Genomic DNA, 18,744 nt, shown 5'->3' with positions numbered 1-18,744 from the left:
TAGAGTGAGGTAGCAAATTTTCGCCGACGAATAGTCGGGGTCCGTTTTTGGCCCCGCTTTACCAGTATTTTCGATGGAGCCACCTCTCACATGAATATGCAGTCGCAATTGACAGGCCGTCTGGCCCGCACGCCTTCGTTCTCCCTATCTACCGTTGAGCTGCGCGGTGTCTCAGCCGAATTCGATCAGTCCATCAAAGTGCTGCCTGCGTCGTTGGTGCAACCTGTGCGGGTTCCGACTGATACCAAGGGGCGGGGCGACTTTCTCAAGCAACTGGCGGCAAAATCAGCCGCGAAGCTGGCTGCGGGTGGTACCGCGCTGATCCTTGTGTTGCTGAGTGCAGAGACAGCCCAGGCGCAAACATCGGACGTGTCTCTGCGTACATTGGACGGTGTGAAGTCCATTGAAGTTCTGCCCGACGGAACCGCCGAGGTCACGCTGGAAAACGGGGCCGTTATGCGCCTGCCTGCGGGTAGCTTCACCGTTTCTGGCAGCGAGGTTCTGGTCTCTGAGGCGGTCGCGCTGCAGATGACAGAAGCCGCAGCAGCGGGCGGAGGTGTGTCCGGGGGAACGCTGGCCGCAGTCGGCGGAGGGCTTGCCTTGGCCGGAGCCGCCGGTGGTGGCGGAGGCGGCGGTGGCAGCAGCGATGGAGGTGGCTCGGGATCGACAACCGCCCCTACCACGGGTACGGTTGTTGATGGCTATCTGGTCAACGCCACCGTCTTTCAGGATTTGAACGGCAACGCGATTTTTGACGCAGGTGAGCCAAATACAACCACCGATGCGCAGGGCAACTATTCGATCACCTTGGATCCCTCAAACCCGACGGCCAAGATCGTGTCGATTGGTGGTACGGATTCCTCGACGGGCCAAGCGTTCACGGGCACTCTGACTGCCCCGGCGGGTTCAACCGTCATCACCCCGCTGACCACACTTGTCCAGAGCCTTGTCGAAGCGAGCGCTGACAGCGACACGCCGCTGACCGCAGCCGAAGCGAATGAGCAACTGGCCGCCGCGCTGGGTCTGGGCAGCGACACCAACCTGTTGGAGCTTGACCCGGTCGAAGAGATCGAAAACGCCAGCGACCCCTCTGATGCTGCAGCTTTTGCGGCTGCCGCTCAGGTTGCCGCAATCATCTCGGCAGCGGCGGCAACGCAATCCGATGCTCAGGGCAGTTCAGACGCCTCCGAGGCCGTGGCCGCATCGCTCGCTCAACAATTGCTGGACGCGGCGGCTGGCCCCGGTGATCCCGATCCGTCTTCGGTTCTGAGTGACGCCGATGCGATTGCAGAAGCGTTGGAAGAGGCTGAGGTTGAAGCGGGCGAGGCCAGCGCGATCGCAAATGGTGTTCAGGCCCTGAACGAGAATATTGATGAAGCCGTAGAGAATGCGGATCCCGGTGATCTTGATGCCCTGCAAAACGAGATCGTCGCCAACCAGGAAGTTGCACAGGGTACATTGGTCGATTTGGTTGAGTCGGGTGATATCGCCACGACTGATCCTGCAGATCTTGCCGATGAGGCGGACAATATCGTTCCGCTGGAACCGGTTGTCCTGTCTGAGGACTTCTTGAGTACCTACGGCCCGTCAAACTTGGATAGCGCTCCGGTCATGTCCGGCACTGGCCGCCCTGGCAGCATCGTTCGTGTGACCTTCAGCGATGGCGATGATGCGACACCTGACGCCAGCCGGACCACGACGGTTGATGGCGCTGGCAATTGGTTGTTCACGTTCGACGCCGCTGATTTCCCCGCTGCAAGTGGGGCTTACACGGTTGAGGTTGCGGCTGCGCCCTCTGGGGCATCTGTGTTCACCGTTCCGGCCGTCTCGGGTGGCAGCTTTGATGTTGATCTGACACCACCGGATGCACCTGTCCTGGGCACGTTGTCCAGCGATGACGCTCTGGCATTGGAGGAACGCGAGTCGGATCTGACGGTTTCAGGCACGGCCGAGGTGGGCGCCACTGTGGCCGTGACGATCGGCGGGGTCACTCTGACGGATAACGCCGCCGCCGATGGTTCGTTCAGCGTCACGTTCGATGCAAGCGACATCCCGAATAGCGACTTTACCATCACAGCCGAGGCTGCTGATAGCCTAGGTAACACTAGTGACGCTTCTGATCGTGACATCATGGTTGAGCCTGAGGTGAATCTGGACCCGACTATTGATCCAGTCTCTGGTACGCTGGGGTCTGCGGAACTGGCATCGGGCCTGACGGTCACCGGCACAGGCCGCGCAGGCAGCACGATCACCGTGTCCATCGACGGCGAGGATCAGAGCGCAACCGTTGGCGGTGACGGTACGTGGAGTGTTACATTTGCCGAGACAGATCTGCCAGGTGCAAGTGGCGACTATACGGTTTCTGCCGTGGCAACCTTGCCGCCGACCTCGTTCACCAGCGGGCCGGTTGACGGCGGAGGGTTCTCGGTCGATCTGACAGCCCCCGATGCGCCGTCGCTCGACACCATCGCGGGCAACAACGCGCTGGAGCTTGAGGAGCAGGGCGCGGACCTGACTATCACCGGTACCGCCGAGGCCGGCGCAACGGTTGAGGTTACCCTAAACGGCGCGGTTGAAACAGCGATTGCGGATGCGGGTGGCGCGTTCTCGGTCACCTTCGGCGCGGCCGATGTTCCTGGTACGGATTTCTCGGTAAGCGCCACGGCGACGGACCCGCTGGGCAATGAAAGCAGCGCGGCGACGCAACCCGTAACGGTCGAGCCGGTCTCGGCCCTGACCCCGACAATCACGCCGGTCTCGGGCACGTTTGGTCCGACCGAACTGGCCGCAGGGCTGGTGGTGTCCGGCACGGGCCGCGTGGGTAGCACCGTGACCGTCGATATCGACGGCGTCACGCAGGACGCAACCGTTGATGGCGACGGCAACTGGACAGCCACCTTTGCTGAGGCCGATTTGCCGGACGCGACGGGGGACTACACGGTCTCTGCTACGGCGGCCTTGGCGGGTACTTCTTTCTCCAGCGGTTCGGTCTCGGGCGGTGGGTTCTCGGTCGATCTGGACGCCGCCGCCGCGCCTGTTCTCGATGTGGTCGCAGGCAACAATGCCATCGAGTTGGAAGAAAGTGGCTTGGACCTGACCGTAACCGGTACCACGGATGAAGGTGCGACGGTTGAGGTCACAATCGGCAGCGTCACCCTGACAGACGTGGCCGGTGTGGGGGGCGTGTTCAGCGTCACATTCGATGCCGCTGACGTTCCGACCTCGGACTTCTCCATCAGCGCTGTGGCGTCGGATGATCTGGGCAATACCAGCGCTTCGGCAACGCAGGCGATCTCGGTCGAGCCGGTCTCAGCCTTGACCCCGACCGTTGATCCAGTCTCGGGTGTCCTGGGTGCGGATGATCTGGCAGCCGGCCTGACGGTCACCGGGACAGGCCGCGCCGGCAGCACGGTCACCGTGACGATTAATGCTGAGGATCAGGAGGCCGTCGTGGACGGCGACGGCAACTGGAGCGTGACCTTCGCTGAGGCAGACCTGCCTGCGACGACCGGCGACTACGCGGTGTCTGCCGTGGCAACCTTGCCTCCAACCGCGTTCACCAGCGGTTCGGTTGATGGCGGTGGATTCTCGGTCGATGTGACCGCGCCCGCTGCACCGGTGATTGACAACGTCGCGGGCGACAACGCTTTGGACCTGGAAGAGCAGGGCGCAGACCTGACCATCACCGGAACCGCCGAGGCCTTTGCCTCCGTCGAGGTGGAGATCAATGGGGTCGTGGAAACCACCGTCGCCGACGATGGCGGCCTTTTCTCAGTAACCTTTGCTGCGGCAGATGTTCCGGCCGCGGATTTCTCGGTTAGCGCCACGGCCACGGACGCGGCAGGCAATACCGGTGCCGAGGCAACTCAGGCCGTGACGGTTGAGCCGATTTCGACCCTGACGCCCACAATCACTCCGGTCTCGGGCACGTTTGGCCCGACCGAACTGGCCGCCGGTCTGGTGGTATCCGGCATGGGCCGTTTGGGCAGCACCGTCACCGTAACGATTGATGGTCAGGATCAGCAGGCCGCCGTTGCCCCCGATGGCAGCTGGAGCGTCACCTTCGCTGAGGCAGACCTGCCGGACGCCAGTGGTGACTATTCGGTGTCTGCCGTGGCGACTCTGCCGCCGACCTCTCTATCCAGCGGGTCGGTTGATGGCGGCGGTTTCTCGGTTGACGTAACCGCACCTGACGCGCCGCTTCTGGACGCGGTCTCTGGCGACAATTTCATCGACCCGTCCGAGCAAGCCGACGATCTGGCCATCTCGGGCACGGCCGAGGCGTTCAGCACCGTCACCGTCACCATCGGCGCGGAAACCGAGCAGGCGACGGCTGACGTGAATGGTGACTTCTCGGTCACTTTCGCTGCTGCGGATGTTCCAACCTCAAATTTCCAGGTCACTGCGGTCGCCGTAGATGCGCTGGGCAATACCAGCGCGGCAACAGATCGCTCGGTTCTGGTGGGCGCGGTTGGTCAGACGATCACCGGCACCAGCGGCGATGATGAGCTGTCGGGCACGCCCGGCGACGACATGATCAACCCCGAAGGCAATGATGGTGAGGCCGGTGGCCTCGATATCATCAACGGCTCTCAGGGGGATGACGAGATCGACCTGAGCACATCCGGTGGCACCAGCTTTGTTGAGCTGAACTATGCCGCGCTGGATGGCCCGATCAACGTGACAATGGACTATGCCAACAACACGGGATCGGTGGATAAAGGGGCCGATGGTACCGACACGCTGATCAGCCCGGAAACCACGGGTGAGGCGTTCGGGATCGGCCTTGTTGGCACGCAGAGCGACGACACGTTTACCCTCGTTCAGGACGGTGTCGAGACATGGGCGGGCATCTTCTACGAAGGCGGCGATGACACGGTCAACGTGACGCTGAACACCGGCATCGTGCGTGTGAATGCAGTGACCCCCGGCGCCGTGGATGAAGATGTCACGGCGGATCTGACCACGGGCGATATCACCTTCGCCAGCGGCTCAATCGATCTGAACGTATCCGGTTCCGGTGGCCAGATTGAGCTGGAAACCGGCGACGGTGATGACAATGTGACCGGCTCTGACGCGGATGAGCGGTTCATTCTGGGCGCAGGCACCGACACGCTGGATGCGGGCGGCGGTTTCGATACCGTGCGCTATGACCGCGGCGTCGTGACCGATGGCGTGACTGTGAACCTGCAAACCGGGGTCGCAACTGGCATTTGGGACGGTCAGGCCTTTACCCATAACCTGTCCAATGTTGAACGCGTGCGCGGCTCACGCACGGGCGACGACATGTTGACGGCGGCCGACACCGGCTCGCGTCTGGAAGGTCGTGGCGGGGATGATACGCTGATCGGCGGGGACGGTGACGACCTGCTGATCGGTGGTGATGGTGCGGATACGTTCTTTGTCGGACGTGGCAACGACACCATTCAGGACTATCAGGGCGACGCCATCGACACGATCGAACTGGACCCTGCCTATACTGAGGCCGAAATCGACGCAGCTGTTGCGGCGGCGGTGCAGGATGGCGACGCGGTGGTGGTCACTTTCGTCTCGACCGGTGCAACGCTCCGGCTGGAGGGCTGGACGGTTGCCGAGCTACAGGCCGAAAATGCAGGTGGGGGTTCCGACATTATCGGCACGTTTGGTGATGATGTTCTGGACGGCACCGCTGGTGACGACTTCATCGACCCGCAGGGCAATGATGATGGGTTTGACCTCATCAACGCCTCGACTGGAGATGATGAGATCGACTTCTCGAACTCGGGTGGTGAAAGCTTTGTCGAGCTGAATTATTCAGTGCTGGACGGTCCTATCACGGCCTCGATTGACTATGCCAACAATACAGGCTTTGTCGACAAGGGCGCGGACGGGTTCGACTCGCTGACCAACCCCAACACAACTGGGGAATCTCTTGGTATCGGGCTTGTCGGAACCGCTGGCAATGACACCTACAATATCACGCAGGGTCCTGGCTTTTCGTGGGCCGGGATTGTCTATGCCGGTGGCAATGACGTGATCAATGCTAGCCTGAACGAAGGTATCGTCCGTGTTGATACAAGCGGCGAGGCAACCACGGCTGATCTTTCGAGTGGCCTGATCAGCTTTGCCAGCGGAAGCATCCAATTGAATGCGACAGGCTCTGGCGGTCGGATAGAGCTTCGGACATTTGACGAAGACGATTCTATCACCGGTTCGGATGCGGATGAGCGTTTCATTTTGGGTGCGGGGACCGACACGCTGGATGGTGGCGCAGGTTTTGACACCGTGCGCTATGACCGTGGTGATGTGACGACGGGTGTGACCGTGAACCTTGCCACCGGGGTCGCGACCGGCTTGTGGGATGGTCAGGCCTTTGAACATAGCTTGTCCAATGTCGAAGCGGTGCGCGGTTCTCGGACAGGAGATGACACCCTGACAGCGGCGGATACGGACGCGTTCCTGGATGGTCGTGGTGGCAATGACACCATCACTGGCGGTGCGGGTGAGGATATCCTCATCGGCGGCGAGGGTGATGATACGTTGCAGGGTAACGCTGGCGAAGACCTGTTCATCGTTGGACGTGGAAATGACATCATTCGCGACTTTGAAGCCGGGATCGACGACATCGAACTGGACAACAGCGCCACGGATGAAGAAATCGCCCTAGCTGTGCAAAACGCCGAACAGATCGGCGATGATGTCCGGATTACCCTGCCGGATGGCGCGACGATCCTGTTCGAAGACTGGACGGTTGCGAACTTCCAGCAGGAATATGCGGATCGCTTTGCGGTCAATCCGATCATCGGAACGGACGGTCCGGATGTTATCGATGGAACCGATGGCAATGACTTTATCAACCCGCTGTCCAGCGGTGATGGAGATGATGTCATCAACGGCACTCTCGGTGATGATGAGTTTTTTCTGTCAGACGTGGACAGTGAGAGCTTTGTCGAGCTGCGCTATGACGGACTGACCGGACCGATCGAGGCCTTCGTTGATTTTGCCAACAACAATGGTGTGGTCAACAAGGGCGGCGATGGCGTGGATACCATTACCGATCCGCTTGCAGCCGGCGAAGCCTTTGGCCTGGGGATCTCCAGCACCTCTGGGGATGACACGATCAACATCACTCAGGGCAGCGGTTTCTCGTGGTTCGGAGCATTTTATGCGGGCGGCAATGACACCATTAACGCCAATCTGAACTCGGGCATCATCCGTATTGATACTGGCGGTGGCGCGACGACAGCAAACCTCGATACGGGCGACATCACCTTTGCTGGTGGGTCCATTGACCTGAACGTGACAGGTTCGGGTGGCCGGATTGAACTGCGGACATTTGACGATAATGACAACGTGACAGGTTCTGACAGAGACGAACGTTTCATTTTGGGCGCTGGTACCGATGTTCTGGATGCGGCAGGCGGATATGACGTCGTGCGATATGATCGTGGCGACGTAACGACTGGCGTGACCGTGAACCTGGCAACAGGGATCGCGACCGGTACATGGGACGGTCAGGCATTTACTCACACCCTGTCGAATGTGGAAGAAGTTCGCGGCTCACGTACCGGCGACGACACACTGACGGCGGCGGATACCGGCTCGGTCCTCGAAGGGCGCGGCGGTGTAGACACCTATACGGGCGGTGCGTCCGAGGACATCTTCATTGTGGGTGAGGGTCATGATGTCGTTTACAATTTCGACATCGACGTCGATCAACTGCAAGCTCGGAATGGTGCCTTTGAATTCGGGCTACCGGACTATGAGGATGTCATCTTCGACGGTCAGCCGTCCCTGCGCTTCAACCTCAGCCCTGACGACTCTGTAACACTGGTCGGATGGCGCGCACAGGACCTTGAAAACTCGATCGCGGAGGAGCTTTTGTCGCTAACACCCGGGCGGATGAACAATCCGGCCACGCTGACGATCACCGGCGCGGGGAACCTTGCCCTGATCGCGTCGGACATCACCGAATTCCTGCAGACGCAATCGACGACCGAGTTTACATTCTTCGAAGTCGGTGCGGCGGAAAACTACGCCTTGTCGGTCACTGGCAGCGGGTTGTCCTTGTCAGGTACGCCCGGCAACGAGGTTCTGTCCGGCACGGTCGACGCAGCTACCCTGACCTTGGATGGCAGCCCGGTTTGGTCACTGACGGATCTTGGAATTCCGTTTGCCGACTTTGCTGCAATGCTCGACAGCGCCACGAATGAAGGGGCGATCGACTACTCGCTCGGCATCGGAGATCGTGATCTAATCGTTGTCGCAGACGATGCGGCGCAGGATATCCGTATCGAAGGCGTCGATCATTGGATTGAGGCGGGCGGCGGCGATGATGCCGTGACCTTCAATGGTGGCGGCAACGCAGCCATCATCCTCGGGGGTGGCGATGACACGGTTGATATCGCGGGAAGCACCCCAGCAGAGGACCGTGCGTTCATCTATATCGACCCAGCCGACTCGGGTACCAATGTGATCAACGGCTTCCGCTTCACCGATAGCGAAGATTCCGGTGACCGCATTGTGGTTGAAGAAGATCTGGCGGTGTTCTCGATCGCTTGGGAGGTCGACGATGCGACCAATCAGGGGGATCTGGACTCGATTGCGGCAACATTTGATCCGATTGGACCGGGCGAATACGCTCTGTTCTTCGATCAAAGCGGCAACGCGGTGTTGCAGGATCTGATCGAAGGTGGCGCACCGGGGGCGAACTATACTCTTGGCGACACAATCGCGAGCTTCACCAACGCGGATGTCAGCGGACTTTCGGGCAGCAATCTGGGTGGATACAACCTCGACGGCTTCCTGGTCTATTCCGAGATCGACCTGCCGCCCGCGTCCGAGTTGGTTTAACGCCCAGGAGGGTGCCTATGACTTCACCCGTCGCGATCATGCCGCGACCTCTGACTCACAAGGACTGCGCCGGTTTGCACTGGCGCAGTCCTTCTGATTTCGGTTTTGCCGGCCACATGCCCTCGGTTCTAGTCGGGGTGTCGGAACTATCTTCTGTGACACTGGAGATGCCATGGTTCTTTGCGCAGGCCCGCGGCAAGTGGTGCGCGCTTGCGCCGTTGAACTCGGACGCAGGGCTGAAATTTAACCATGTGCCGTTCCTCTTTCGCATGTATCCGTTCACCCTTCTGCCGGACGCTGACAGTTTTGTGCTTGGCATCTGGCAGGACCCTAACTGTATCGGCGAATCCGGGCACCCGATTTATGACGGCGCGCAATTACACCCGAGGTTAGAACCGGTTGCCAAGGCGTTCTCTCGTTTCGTAAACGGCCTGGACACACTGCATAAAATCGGTGAAGCATTGCACGAGGCGGGCGTTCTGCAACCTACCCCTCGGCAAGCCAGCGACACCGTCCTGCTGTTTCAAACGGATGAGGACGCGCTGCGCGCTCTGCCGGCAGACACAATGTCTGAGCTTGCGAAACCCGGTGCGCTGGGGGCGGCATATGCGCAGTTATTGTCACGCACTCATTTAAAAAGAAAGGCAAGGCCCAAGGTTGCTTCCCAACCGCAAAATACTCCTGTAACGCGAGAGGAAGACCGCGCCTTTCTGGATGCATTGACCGATGATCTTCTGGAGGGTGCTGAACTAAAACCAGGAGCGTTGGCACCATGAAGACTTGGTTGTCGGTTGTGATGACCACACTTGTTTTGGCGGGGTGCAGTGAGGATTTGCAGGGCACGCAGTCATTTGACCCTGCAGCCGAACCCGCCGCGAAGCCTGCGGCGGCGCAAAGCAATTTGAATGGTAACGTTGCGCGCACGGAATTTGCCGAACTGGTGCGCAGATCCGTCGCGACGTCGCCGACGACTGCGGCGGGAACCGCCAATGTTCTGGCCTCGCAATCTCGGATCGAGGCCGAAAGGGGCGCGTTCCGACCCCAGCTGAACGCCGAGACCTCTCTGACGTCCGATGGGGATACGGTTCCGATCCTGCGACTGAGCCAGATCATCTATGACGGCGGCAAGGTTTCAGGCCGTGTCGGGCTGCGCCAGATCGAGGCGCGTCAGACCTGGCTAAGCGAGCTGTCCGAACTGAGCGCCCAAAGCTTTGAGGCAATAGAGGCCATCATCGACCTTGACCGCAACCGTCGTCTTGAGGATCAGGCCCGGCAGAACCTTGAACGCACCGAGGCTCTGGTCAGCGATCTGCAATCCCGGTTCGATGCCGGTGCCGGATCGGTGGCGGATTTGCTCGCCGGTCAGGGGCGGCAATCCAATGCCGAGACCGAGTTGGCGCAGGCGCAGACCGATGTGGAACTGGCGACAGCCACCTGGATCGAAGTGTTCGGCAGCCGCCCGAGTGCCATTCCAACCATCCCTCCGGCACCGGTTCTGGCGGGCACAACCTCGCAGGCTATGGTCGAACGCAGCCCGCGTCTACGCACACAGGTCGCCGTCAGTGAGGTGCGCCAGCAAGAGGTTGTCGTGGCCGAGCGCGCGACGCGCCCGACCCTGTCCGCGATCCTCGAGACCGACTTTAACGAAGGCAGTATCGACAATGGGGCGCAGGCCCGTCTGGGCGTGAATGTCCCGATCTATCAGGGTGGCTCGGCCCGCGCCAATGTGGAAACGGCAAGGGCCAATCTGCAGCAAAGTGAGGCCGATGCAGAAGAGCTGCGCCGCGAATTGCAGCGCAATCTGTCTCAGGCTCTAGAAGAGACGAACTCGATCCAGCGACGACTTGCGACGGCCCGCCGTGCGGTCGAGATCAACGAACAGGCACTTGATGCAGCGCGGGGGCAGTTCAACATCGGACGGTCGACCATCGTGCAGATTCTGGATGCTCTGCGCGAGCTGAACCTGGCTCAGGTCCGGGTCATCCAGCTTGAGGCACAGGCGCGCCGGGCTGAATATGCGGTGCTTGCGGTGACAGGCGATATTCTGGATGCGCTGGGCGTCGCACAACCGACTGATCCAACCTTGTGATATTCCCATGACCCCAACCGCCACAGACCCGCTGATCACCCATCTTCAGCTTTTGACAGAGCGGTTGGGCCACGGGCTGTCCGAAGCGGATCTGTTTCGCGTCTTCAAAGGCAGCAGTGAGGCTTACGAGGTCAAAGACGCGGTTAGCGCGCTTGAAGCGGCGGGCTACAAGGCTGATTTTGGTAAGGCACGCTTGCTCAAGCTCGACCCGATCCTGTTCCCGGTCCTGGCTTTCGATGCGGATGGGGTGCCGTTTGTGGTGCTCGACCGCGAAGACAAGGACCGCTTTCTTGTCATAGATGCCAGCAGCGGATCCGCTGAGCCTCAGATCTGGCGACGCAAGGACCAACGCATTGCCAAAGCGCGCTGGATCCTGCGCGCCTCACGCGCCCGCCGCTCGGACGAGGATCGCACCACACCGCAAGGCCATTGGTTCTGGTCGGCGTTCAGCGATCTGCGTGGCGTGTATGTTCAGATCATCCTCGCGGCGATGGTGACCAGCATATTGGGGCTGGCGACGTCACTGTTCACCATGGTGGTCTATGACCGCATCCTGCCGAATGAGGCGGTGGACAGCCTGTTGGCGCTGGTCGCCGGGGTCGGGTTCGCGCTGCTGTTCGACTTTCTGATCAAGAACCTGCGGTCGCGCTTTATCGATACGGCCGGAAAACGCGCGGATATGAAGATTGCCGAGCGTCTGTTCAATCAACTCATGGCGCTGAAGATGAAAGCGCGTGGCGGGCAGAACGGGCGCATGGCCTCAATCCTGCGGGATTTTGAGGTGGTGCGGGATTTCTTCACTTCCGCCTCGCTGGTGGCGCTGGTCGATCTGCCGTTCCTGCTGGTGTTCATCGGGGTGATCTGGGCCATCGGCGGGCCGCTGGCGCTGGTCCCGGCGATTGCGGTGCCGATCACGCTGCTGTCCGGCTTGCTGGCGCAGCCATTCCTCAGCCGCTATGCGCGCGAATCCAGTGTTGATGGCCAGACCAAACAATCGGTTCTGATGGAAACCCTGACGGGGATGGAGACGCTCAAGACCACCGGCGCGGAACCGGTCATGCGCGCGCGCTGGGATGATACCGTGCGGGCGCAGGCGGACAGTTCCGGCAAGACGCGGTTGGTGTCTCAGGGCACGGTGAACCTGACGCTTCTGGTGCAGCAGATCGCGCAGGTCGCCATCGTGTTCTATGGCGTTTTCCTGATACGGGACGGGGTGATCTCGATGGGCGCGCTGATCGCCTGTGTGATCCTGACGGGCAAGACATTGGCCCCCCTGTCGCAATTGGCACAGGTGCTAACGCGGCTGAATCAGGCGCGGGTCGCCTATGGCCAGATCGACGCGCTGATGCAGCAGGAGGTCGAGCGTGAGGCTGGCCGCCGCTACTTGTCGCGCCGCACGATTGCGGGGCAGATCGAATTCAAAGGCGTCAGCTTTGCTTATGATGAGGCCTTGGGCTCGATCCTCAAGGATATCGACCTGTCGATCAAACCCGGTGAGAAGGTGGCCATTCTCGGCCCTGTCGGATCGGGCAAAAGCACTCTGGCGCGCCTCATTCTGGGCCTCTACGAACCCGATGACGGCGCGGTGCTGCTGGACGGCCTGGATGCCCGCGCCGTGGATCCGGCAGACAAGACGCGCAATATCGGGGCGGTGTTGCAGGATTGCTGGCTGTTCTCGGGTACGCTGCGCGAGAACATCATCGCCGGGCGCTTTGGCGTGACGGATGATGAGGTTCACAGCAAGGCCGCTATCTCTCTGGCCGACCGCATCGCGGCGGCGCATCCGCATGGCTACGACATGCAGGTGCATGAGGGCGGCGCTGGCGTGTCCGGCGGGCAGCGTCAGGCGGTGGCCATCGCGCGGGCGCTGATTGGTGACCCGCCGACGCTTGTGATGGACGAGCCGACCTCGGGCATGGATGTGCAGACGGAATCGCAGGTGATCGAGAACCTGAAAGGCTGGCTGTCCGAGGATCGGACCCTGGTGCTGGTGACGCACAGAACCAGCCTGTTGCAACTGGTGGACCGGGTGATTGTTCTGAACGGTGGCAAAGTCACCTATGACGGCAGCAAGGACGATATGCTGGTCCGCAACCGCCCGGCCGCGCGCGCCGTGAAGGAGGCGTAAGGATGGCCGGGGCAGATTTCACCGCAACAGCGCGCGAGCTGCGCGGCAGGCGTGGTGCCGCCGGTGGCCTGATCCTGCTGTCGGTCGTGACTTTGCTGGCCGTTGTGCTGACCTGGGCCTATTTCACCGAGATTGACGATGTAACGCGGGCCGAGGCGCGCGTGGTGCCCTCGCAGCTTGTGCAGGTGGTTCAGGCGGCAGAAACCGGCACTATCACCGAGATCAACATCCGCGTCGGCGACACGGTTGAGGCTGGGGACGTCCTTATGCGCTTCGACCCCGCGCTGTTGCGGGCCGAGCTGGACACCGCCGTATCTGAGGCCACCGCCCTGCGCCTGCGCCGCGCCCGGCTTGAGGCGCAAATTGCCGGAGAGCCATTCGACATGCCTGATCGTGAGGGCGTCGAGGGGAAACTGCTCGACGCGGAACGGGATCTGTTCCTGGCCATGGCAGCGCATCTGACCGCCGATCTTGAGGTTCTGGACGCTCGGCGCGAGATCAAGCTGGCCGAGATCGAGGCCGCCCGGATCAGCAAGGATGTGAACAATGAGACCATCGGCCTACTGGAGGAAGAGATCAGCGTGATTCAGCCTCTGGTCGAGCGTCGGATTGAAAGCCCGATCGCAATGATCGATTTGCGCCGGGAACTCAGCCGCCAGAACGGGCAGTTGAGTGATGCCGGCAACCGTATCCTGATGGCGCAGGCGGCGCTGACCGAGATCGACAGCCAAATCGTTGCCCGCAAGCGGGAGTTTCGGTCCATCGCGAACAGGGAATTGACCGAAACACAGGCCGGGTTGGCCGCGCTGGAAACCCGCATTCCTGCGCTTCAGGCCCGATTGGCGCGGGCGGAAATCCGTGCTCCGGCGCGCGGGGTGGTCAATCAGGTGCTGATCTCGACCTTGGGCGGAGTGGCGCAGCAAGGCCAGACCGTGGCTGAGATCGTGCCCTTTGGCGACACTGTTACGGTCGAGGCCTATGTTGCCCCCGATGACATCGCCTTTATCCGGCCTGATCAGGATGTGAAGGTCCGTATCACTGCCTACGACGCCTCGCGCTATGGCGCGCTGGACGGGCGGGTGACGCGGATCGGCGCGGATACGATTCTGGCCCCGGATGGGGAAACCTCGGTCTATGTGGTCGAAATCCAGTTGGACGGATCGCTCACCGATGCGGATGGGCAGAAACTGGATGTGATCCCCGGCATGGTTGCGCAGGTCGATATGCTCTCCGAGCCGAAGACGGTGCTGGAATATCTGACCAAACCGGTAATCCGCGTTAAAGACCGCGCCTTCCGGGATTAGGTCGGGAAACGAAGCGCCCCCTTGAACTCTGTACCGCTCGGCCCGATTTTGAGGGGGCTGAGTATAGCCCATCTCGTCCAAGCGCTGAAACAGGAACACCATATGAGTTTCATTCGACCCGAAGCCAAATTGGCCCTCTGGCGTTGGCGCGAGGTTGTCGCTGCCGGTTGTGTTTTGGTTCTGGGTCTCAGCTGGGTCAGTGGGCCGGGCGGTCTGCTCGGCGTTCTGGGCTGGGTGCTTGTGGCCGTCGCAGTCGCTCTGGCCGTGATCGGCGTGCAGCGTGCCCGGTTTCGGACCGGCGCAGGCGGGCAGGGCGTCGTCAGCGTTGATGAGGGGCAGATCACCTATCTCGGCCCGCTGGATGGCGGAATAGTGGCAACGCGCGAGATTGAGCGACTCGCGCTTGATCCGACCTCAAGCCCGGCGCATTGGGTGTTGGACCAACCGGGTCAGCCCACGCTTCACATTCCTGTGAATGCGGAAGGGGCCGAGGCGCTGTTCGATGTGTTCTCGGCGCTGCCGGGGTTGAAAACGCAACAGATGCTGGCCGAACTCCACGGCGGGTCGCGCCATCCGGTGGTGATCTGGGAAAAAACCTCCTCGCGCCCGGCCCACCTTAGGCTGCATTGACACTGGCGCGGTTTGCGCTCAGGACTGACCGATAAGACAGACACATCAGGATCGGAGATCGGTTCATGTCCATCCCTCAGTCCGGCGGCGGTCCGATCGAGCGCCACGAGCAATTGGCCGAATATCTGGAATCGGGCTGCAAGCCCAAGGCCGATTGGCGTATCGGGACCGAGCATGAGAAGTTCGGCTATTGCAAAGACACCCTCAAACCGCTGCCTTTCGAAGGCAAACGGTCCATCGTTGCGGTGCTTGAAGGGCTGCGTGACCGCCATGGCTGGGCCGAGGTGCGCGAAGCGGGCCATCTGATCGGGCTTGAAAAAGACGGCGCAAATGTCAGCCTTGAACCTGGTGGCGCGCTGGAATTGTCGGGTGCTCCGCTCGAGACGATCCACGAGACCTGCGATGAGGTGAACACCCACCTGCGCGAGGTGAAGGATATCGCCGATGAGATCGGCGTGGGCTTCATCGGTCTGGGCGCGGCTCCGATCTGGACCCACGAAGAGATGCCGCTGATGCCCAAAGGGCGCTATCGGCTGATGAACGACTACATGGAAGAAGTCGGCACCATGGGCCGTGCCATGATGCGCCGGACCTGTACCGTTCAGGTCAATATCGACTTTGGGTCCGAGGCCGACATGGTGCAGAAACTGCGCGTGGCACTGGCGCTGCAACCGGTGGCAACGGCACTGTTCGCGAACTCCCCGTTCTTTGAGGGCAAGGTGAACGGCCAGAAAAGCTGGCGCAGCCACATCTGGCGGCATCTAGACGATGCGCGCACCGGCATGCTGCCTTTCGTGTTCGAAGAGGGCTTCGGGTTCGAGCGCTACGTGCAGTACGCGCTCGATGTGCCGATGTATTTCGTCTATCGCGACGGCCAGTATATCAACGCGCTGGGCATGTCCTTCCGCGACTTCCTGAAGGGCGAGCTGCCCGCACTGCCGGGTGAGACACCGACTCTGTCCGACTGGGCCGATCATCTGACCACGGCTTTCCCCGAAGCGCGGATCAAGAAATTCATGGAAATGCGCGGTGCCGATGGTGGCCCGTGGCGTCGTCTGTGCGCGCTGCCGGCTTTCTGGGTCGGCCTGACCTATGACCAAACCGCGTTGGATGCGGCGTGGGATCTGGTCAAAACCTGGGATGCTGAAACCCGCGAGGAACTGCGTGTTCAGGCGGCGGTCAAAGGCCTGCAGGCCCAGGTCGGAGACATCAACATGCACGATCTGGCGCGTGAGGTCGTGGCGATCTCTGAGGCTGGTCTGAAAGCCCGTGCTTTTCCCGGTGCTGGCGGTCTGGTCCCGGATGAAACGCATTTCCTGAACGCGTTGAAGGAAAGCATTGACACCGGCAAGGTGCCTGCCGATGAGTTGCTGGAACACTACAATGGCGACTGGAACGGCGACCTGACCCGGATTTTCCCCGAATACAGCTATTGATCCGCCCGGTCCCGCTTGCATTCGCGGGGCTGGCCCGATAGCAGGTTGGCGACCAAATTCAGAGGGCGTCATGGACGATCTTAAGGCAAAATATCTGGGCCAAATCGCCGAGGCCGGCGACGAGAACGCGCTTGAGGCGATCCGCGTCGCTGCCGTGGGCAAAAAAGGCGAGGTCGCGCTGAAGATGCGCGAGCTGGGCAAGATGACCCCCGAGGAACGTCAGGTCGCAGGCCCGGCGCTTAATGCCCTGAAGGATGAGATCAACTCGGCGCTGGTCGCTAAAAAGGCTGCTCTAGCCGATGCTGCGCTGGATGAGCGTCTGCGCACCGAATGGCTGGACGTCACCCTGCCGACCCGCGCGCGCCGTGAGGGCTTGATCCACCCGATCAGCCAGGCGACCGAGGAACTGACCGCGATTTTTGCCGAGCTGGGCTTTGCCGTGGCTGAAGGTCCTCGGATCGAGGACGACTGGTATAATTTTGACGCTTTGAACATCCCCGGTCACCACCCCGCGCGGGCCGAAATGGACACGTTCTACATGCATCGTGGCGATGGCGATGACCGCCCGCCGCATGTGCTGCGGACGCATACGTCTCCGGTGCAAATCCGCTCGATGGAGAAACAGGGCGCGCCGATCCGCGTGATCTGTCCGGGCGGTGTATACCGCGCCGACTATGACCAAACCCATACGCCGATGTTCCATCAGGTCGAGGGGCTGGCGATTGATAAAGACATCTCGATGGCGAACCTGAAATGGGTTCTGGAAGAGTTCGTGAAGGCCTTCTTTGAGGTCGATGATGTCGAACTGCGCTTCCGCGCCTCGCACTTCCCCTTCACCGAACCTTCGGCCGAGGTCGATATTCGCTGTTCCTGGGATAACGGCCAGCTGAAGATCGGCGAGGGTGACGACTGGATGGAGATCCTCGGCTCCGGCATGGTCCACCCCAAGGTGATCGCCGCTGGTGGGATTGATCCAGAGATCTACCAAGGCTTTGCGTTCGGGATTGGGATCGACCGTCTGGCGATGCTGAAATATGGCATTCCGGATTTGCGGGCGTTCTTTGATTCTGACCTGCGCTGGTTGCGGCACTATGGCTTTGCGGCGCTGGATATGCCGAACCTGCATGGTGGTTTGTCGCGGTAAGTGTATCCGCTGGGCGTTTATCTGGCTCGCTACTTCGATTGGTGGAGTGAGCGAATAACGAGCGCTCCGGTGCGGTGGGTCTTAGCTTTATTTATTGGTCCTGTCGTGTTGTCTTTGGCCCCCACCATGCCAGCGTTTGAGATCACCTTAGCGCTACTAGGCTTTGCGCTTATTGTTTTTGTCTATCCTGGTCTGTTGGTCGGTTACGTCCGGTATGGAATCCAGTTTCGGCAAGAGCGCGAAGAACTAAAGCAGATTAAAAAAGTGCAGGTAGCGATTAAGCAGACTAAAGCCCAAAGCGCGGCTTGTTACAGCTTCCCACAGTGTTGTGACGTGACAGTTGGCATCAGGCGGCTAGGCTCCGGCCTATGATCTATCGACTGCTATTTCTTCTGTTGACCGCAACCCCGGCCCTCGCCATGGGGCCTTGGAAATCCGATTGCCATGGCGATACGGCCTGTGAGGTCGGCGACCGCTCTTACCATGTGCTGGAGCCTGAGGGGTGGGACGGCGAAACGCCTCTGCCAGTGTTGTTGCATTTCCATGGCTGGGCTCGGCAGGGGACTGTGGTGGTGAACCATGAGCGCATTGCCGGGGCGACCAAGCTGCGTGGCGTTTTGCTGGTGGCCCCGAACGGGCTGGGCAAAAGCTGGGATTTCTGGACCTCGGGCACGGGTGATGTGCCCTTTGCCGACCGCGTGTTGGAGGATGTCGCCAAGCGCTATCCGGTTGATCAGGAGCGTATCTATGTCTCGGGATATTCCTTCGGCGGCGCGATGGCGTGGCGCTATGTGTGCCAGTCGGGCAATGACGTCGCCGCCTTGCTGGCCGTTGCCGGCAGCATCCGCCAGACTGAAGACTGCCCCGAAGCCCCGCTTGAGGCGCGCCATGTGCATGGCCTCAGCGATACGGTGATGGATTTTCCCTATGGCGCGAATGGTGACACGACCTATCCGGTGGCTCTGTGGCGCGCGAAATACGACTGCCACGACGCAACCCCGCGCGGCGATTGGAGCGTGGTGCCGATCCTGACCCTCAGCCGGGTGGAATGGACCGATTGCGCGCAGGGGCAGGTGGTGCTGGATACCCATCCGGGTGGGCATTTCATCCCCCATGGCTGGATCGGGCGGCAATTGGACGAGCTTTTGGGCCGCACCCCCACCTATCCGTGACCCGCAGCG

At 60.9% G+C, this 18,744-nt stretch carries 9 protein-coding genes; all 9 read left to right on the top strand.

What is annotated here, in order from left to right:
* Window positions 1-90: 90 nt before the first annotated feature.
* The 9 genes from ACR0NO_RS11275 to ACR0NO_RS11235 all read left to right on the top strand — a co-directional run bounded on the left by ACR0NO_RS11275 (window position 91) and on the right by ACR0NO_RS11235 (window position 18,735).
* A complete protein-coding gene (locus ACR0NO_RS11275; RefSeq protein ID WP_480723989.1) occupies window positions 91-8,832 on the top strand; it encodes an Ig-like domain-containing protein in 8,742 nt (2,913 codons plus the stop codon).
* Window positions 8,833-8,849: 17 nt separating this feature from the next.
* The gene (locus ACR0NO_RS11270; RefSeq protein WP_480723988.1) at window positions 8,850-9,608 is read left to right on the top strand and encodes a SapC family protein; all 759 of its coding nucleotides are present in this window, start codon (window positions 8,850-8,852) and stop codon (window positions 9,606-9,608) included.
* A complete protein-coding gene (locus tag ACR0NO_RS11265; RefSeq protein ID WP_480723987.1) occupies window positions 9,605-10,921 on the top strand; it encodes a TolC family protein in 1,317 nt (438 codons plus the stop codon). The genes ACR0NO_RS11270 and ACR0NO_RS11265 overlap by 4 nt, the downstream gene beginning before the upstream one ends.
* A 7-nt stretch (window positions 10,922-10,928) precedes the next feature.
* On the top strand, window positions 10,929-13,049 hold the full coding sequence (locus ACR0NO_RS11260) for a type I secretion system permease/ATPase (RefSeq protein WP_480723986.1): 2,121 nt from the start codon (window positions 10,929-10,931) through the stop codon (window positions 13,047-13,049).
* Between the two features lie 2 nt (window positions 13,050-13,051).
* Window positions 13,052-14,353: an HlyD family type I secretion periplasmic adaptor subunit gene (locus tag ACR0NO_RS11255; protein ID WP_170666759.1), complete on the top strand. Its 1,302-nt coding sequence runs from the start codon at window positions 13,052-13,054 to the stop codon at window positions 14,351-14,353.
* A 102-nt stretch (window positions 14,354-14,455) separates the two neighbouring features.
* A complete protein-coding gene (locus ACR0NO_RS11250) occupies window positions 14,456-14,983 on the top strand; it encodes a hypothetical protein (RefSeq protein WP_480723985.1) in 528 nt (175 codons plus the stop codon).
* A 65-nt stretch (window positions 14,984-15,048) separates the two neighbouring features.
* A complete protein-coding gene (locus tag ACR0NO_RS11245) occupies window positions 15,049-16,419 on the top strand; it encodes a glutamate--cysteine ligase (RefSeq protein ID WP_170553793.1) in 1,371 nt (456 codons plus the stop codon).
* A gap of 70 nt (window positions 16,420-16,489) precedes the next feature.
* On the top strand, window positions 16,490-17,563 hold the full coding sequence (gene pheS / locus ACR0NO_RS11240; protein WP_480723984.1) for a phenylalanine--tRNA ligase subunit alpha: 1,074 nt from the start codon (window positions 16,490-16,492) through the stop codon (window positions 17,561-17,563).
* Between the two features lie 368 nt (window positions 17,564-17,931).
* Window positions 17,932-18,735 (top strand): CE1 family esterase, encoded by an 804-nt coding sequence (locus ACR0NO_RS11235; protein ID WP_480723983.1) that lies wholly within the window; start codon window positions 17,932-17,934, stop codon window positions 18,733-18,735.
* Window positions 18,736-18,744 lie beyond the last annotated feature (9 nt).

It is taken from the genome of Ruegeria sp. CL3, from assembly GCF_056536505.1.
Note: the sequence above shows the minus strand (reverse complement) of the source record. Positions and strands in the feature narration are given on the sequence as shown.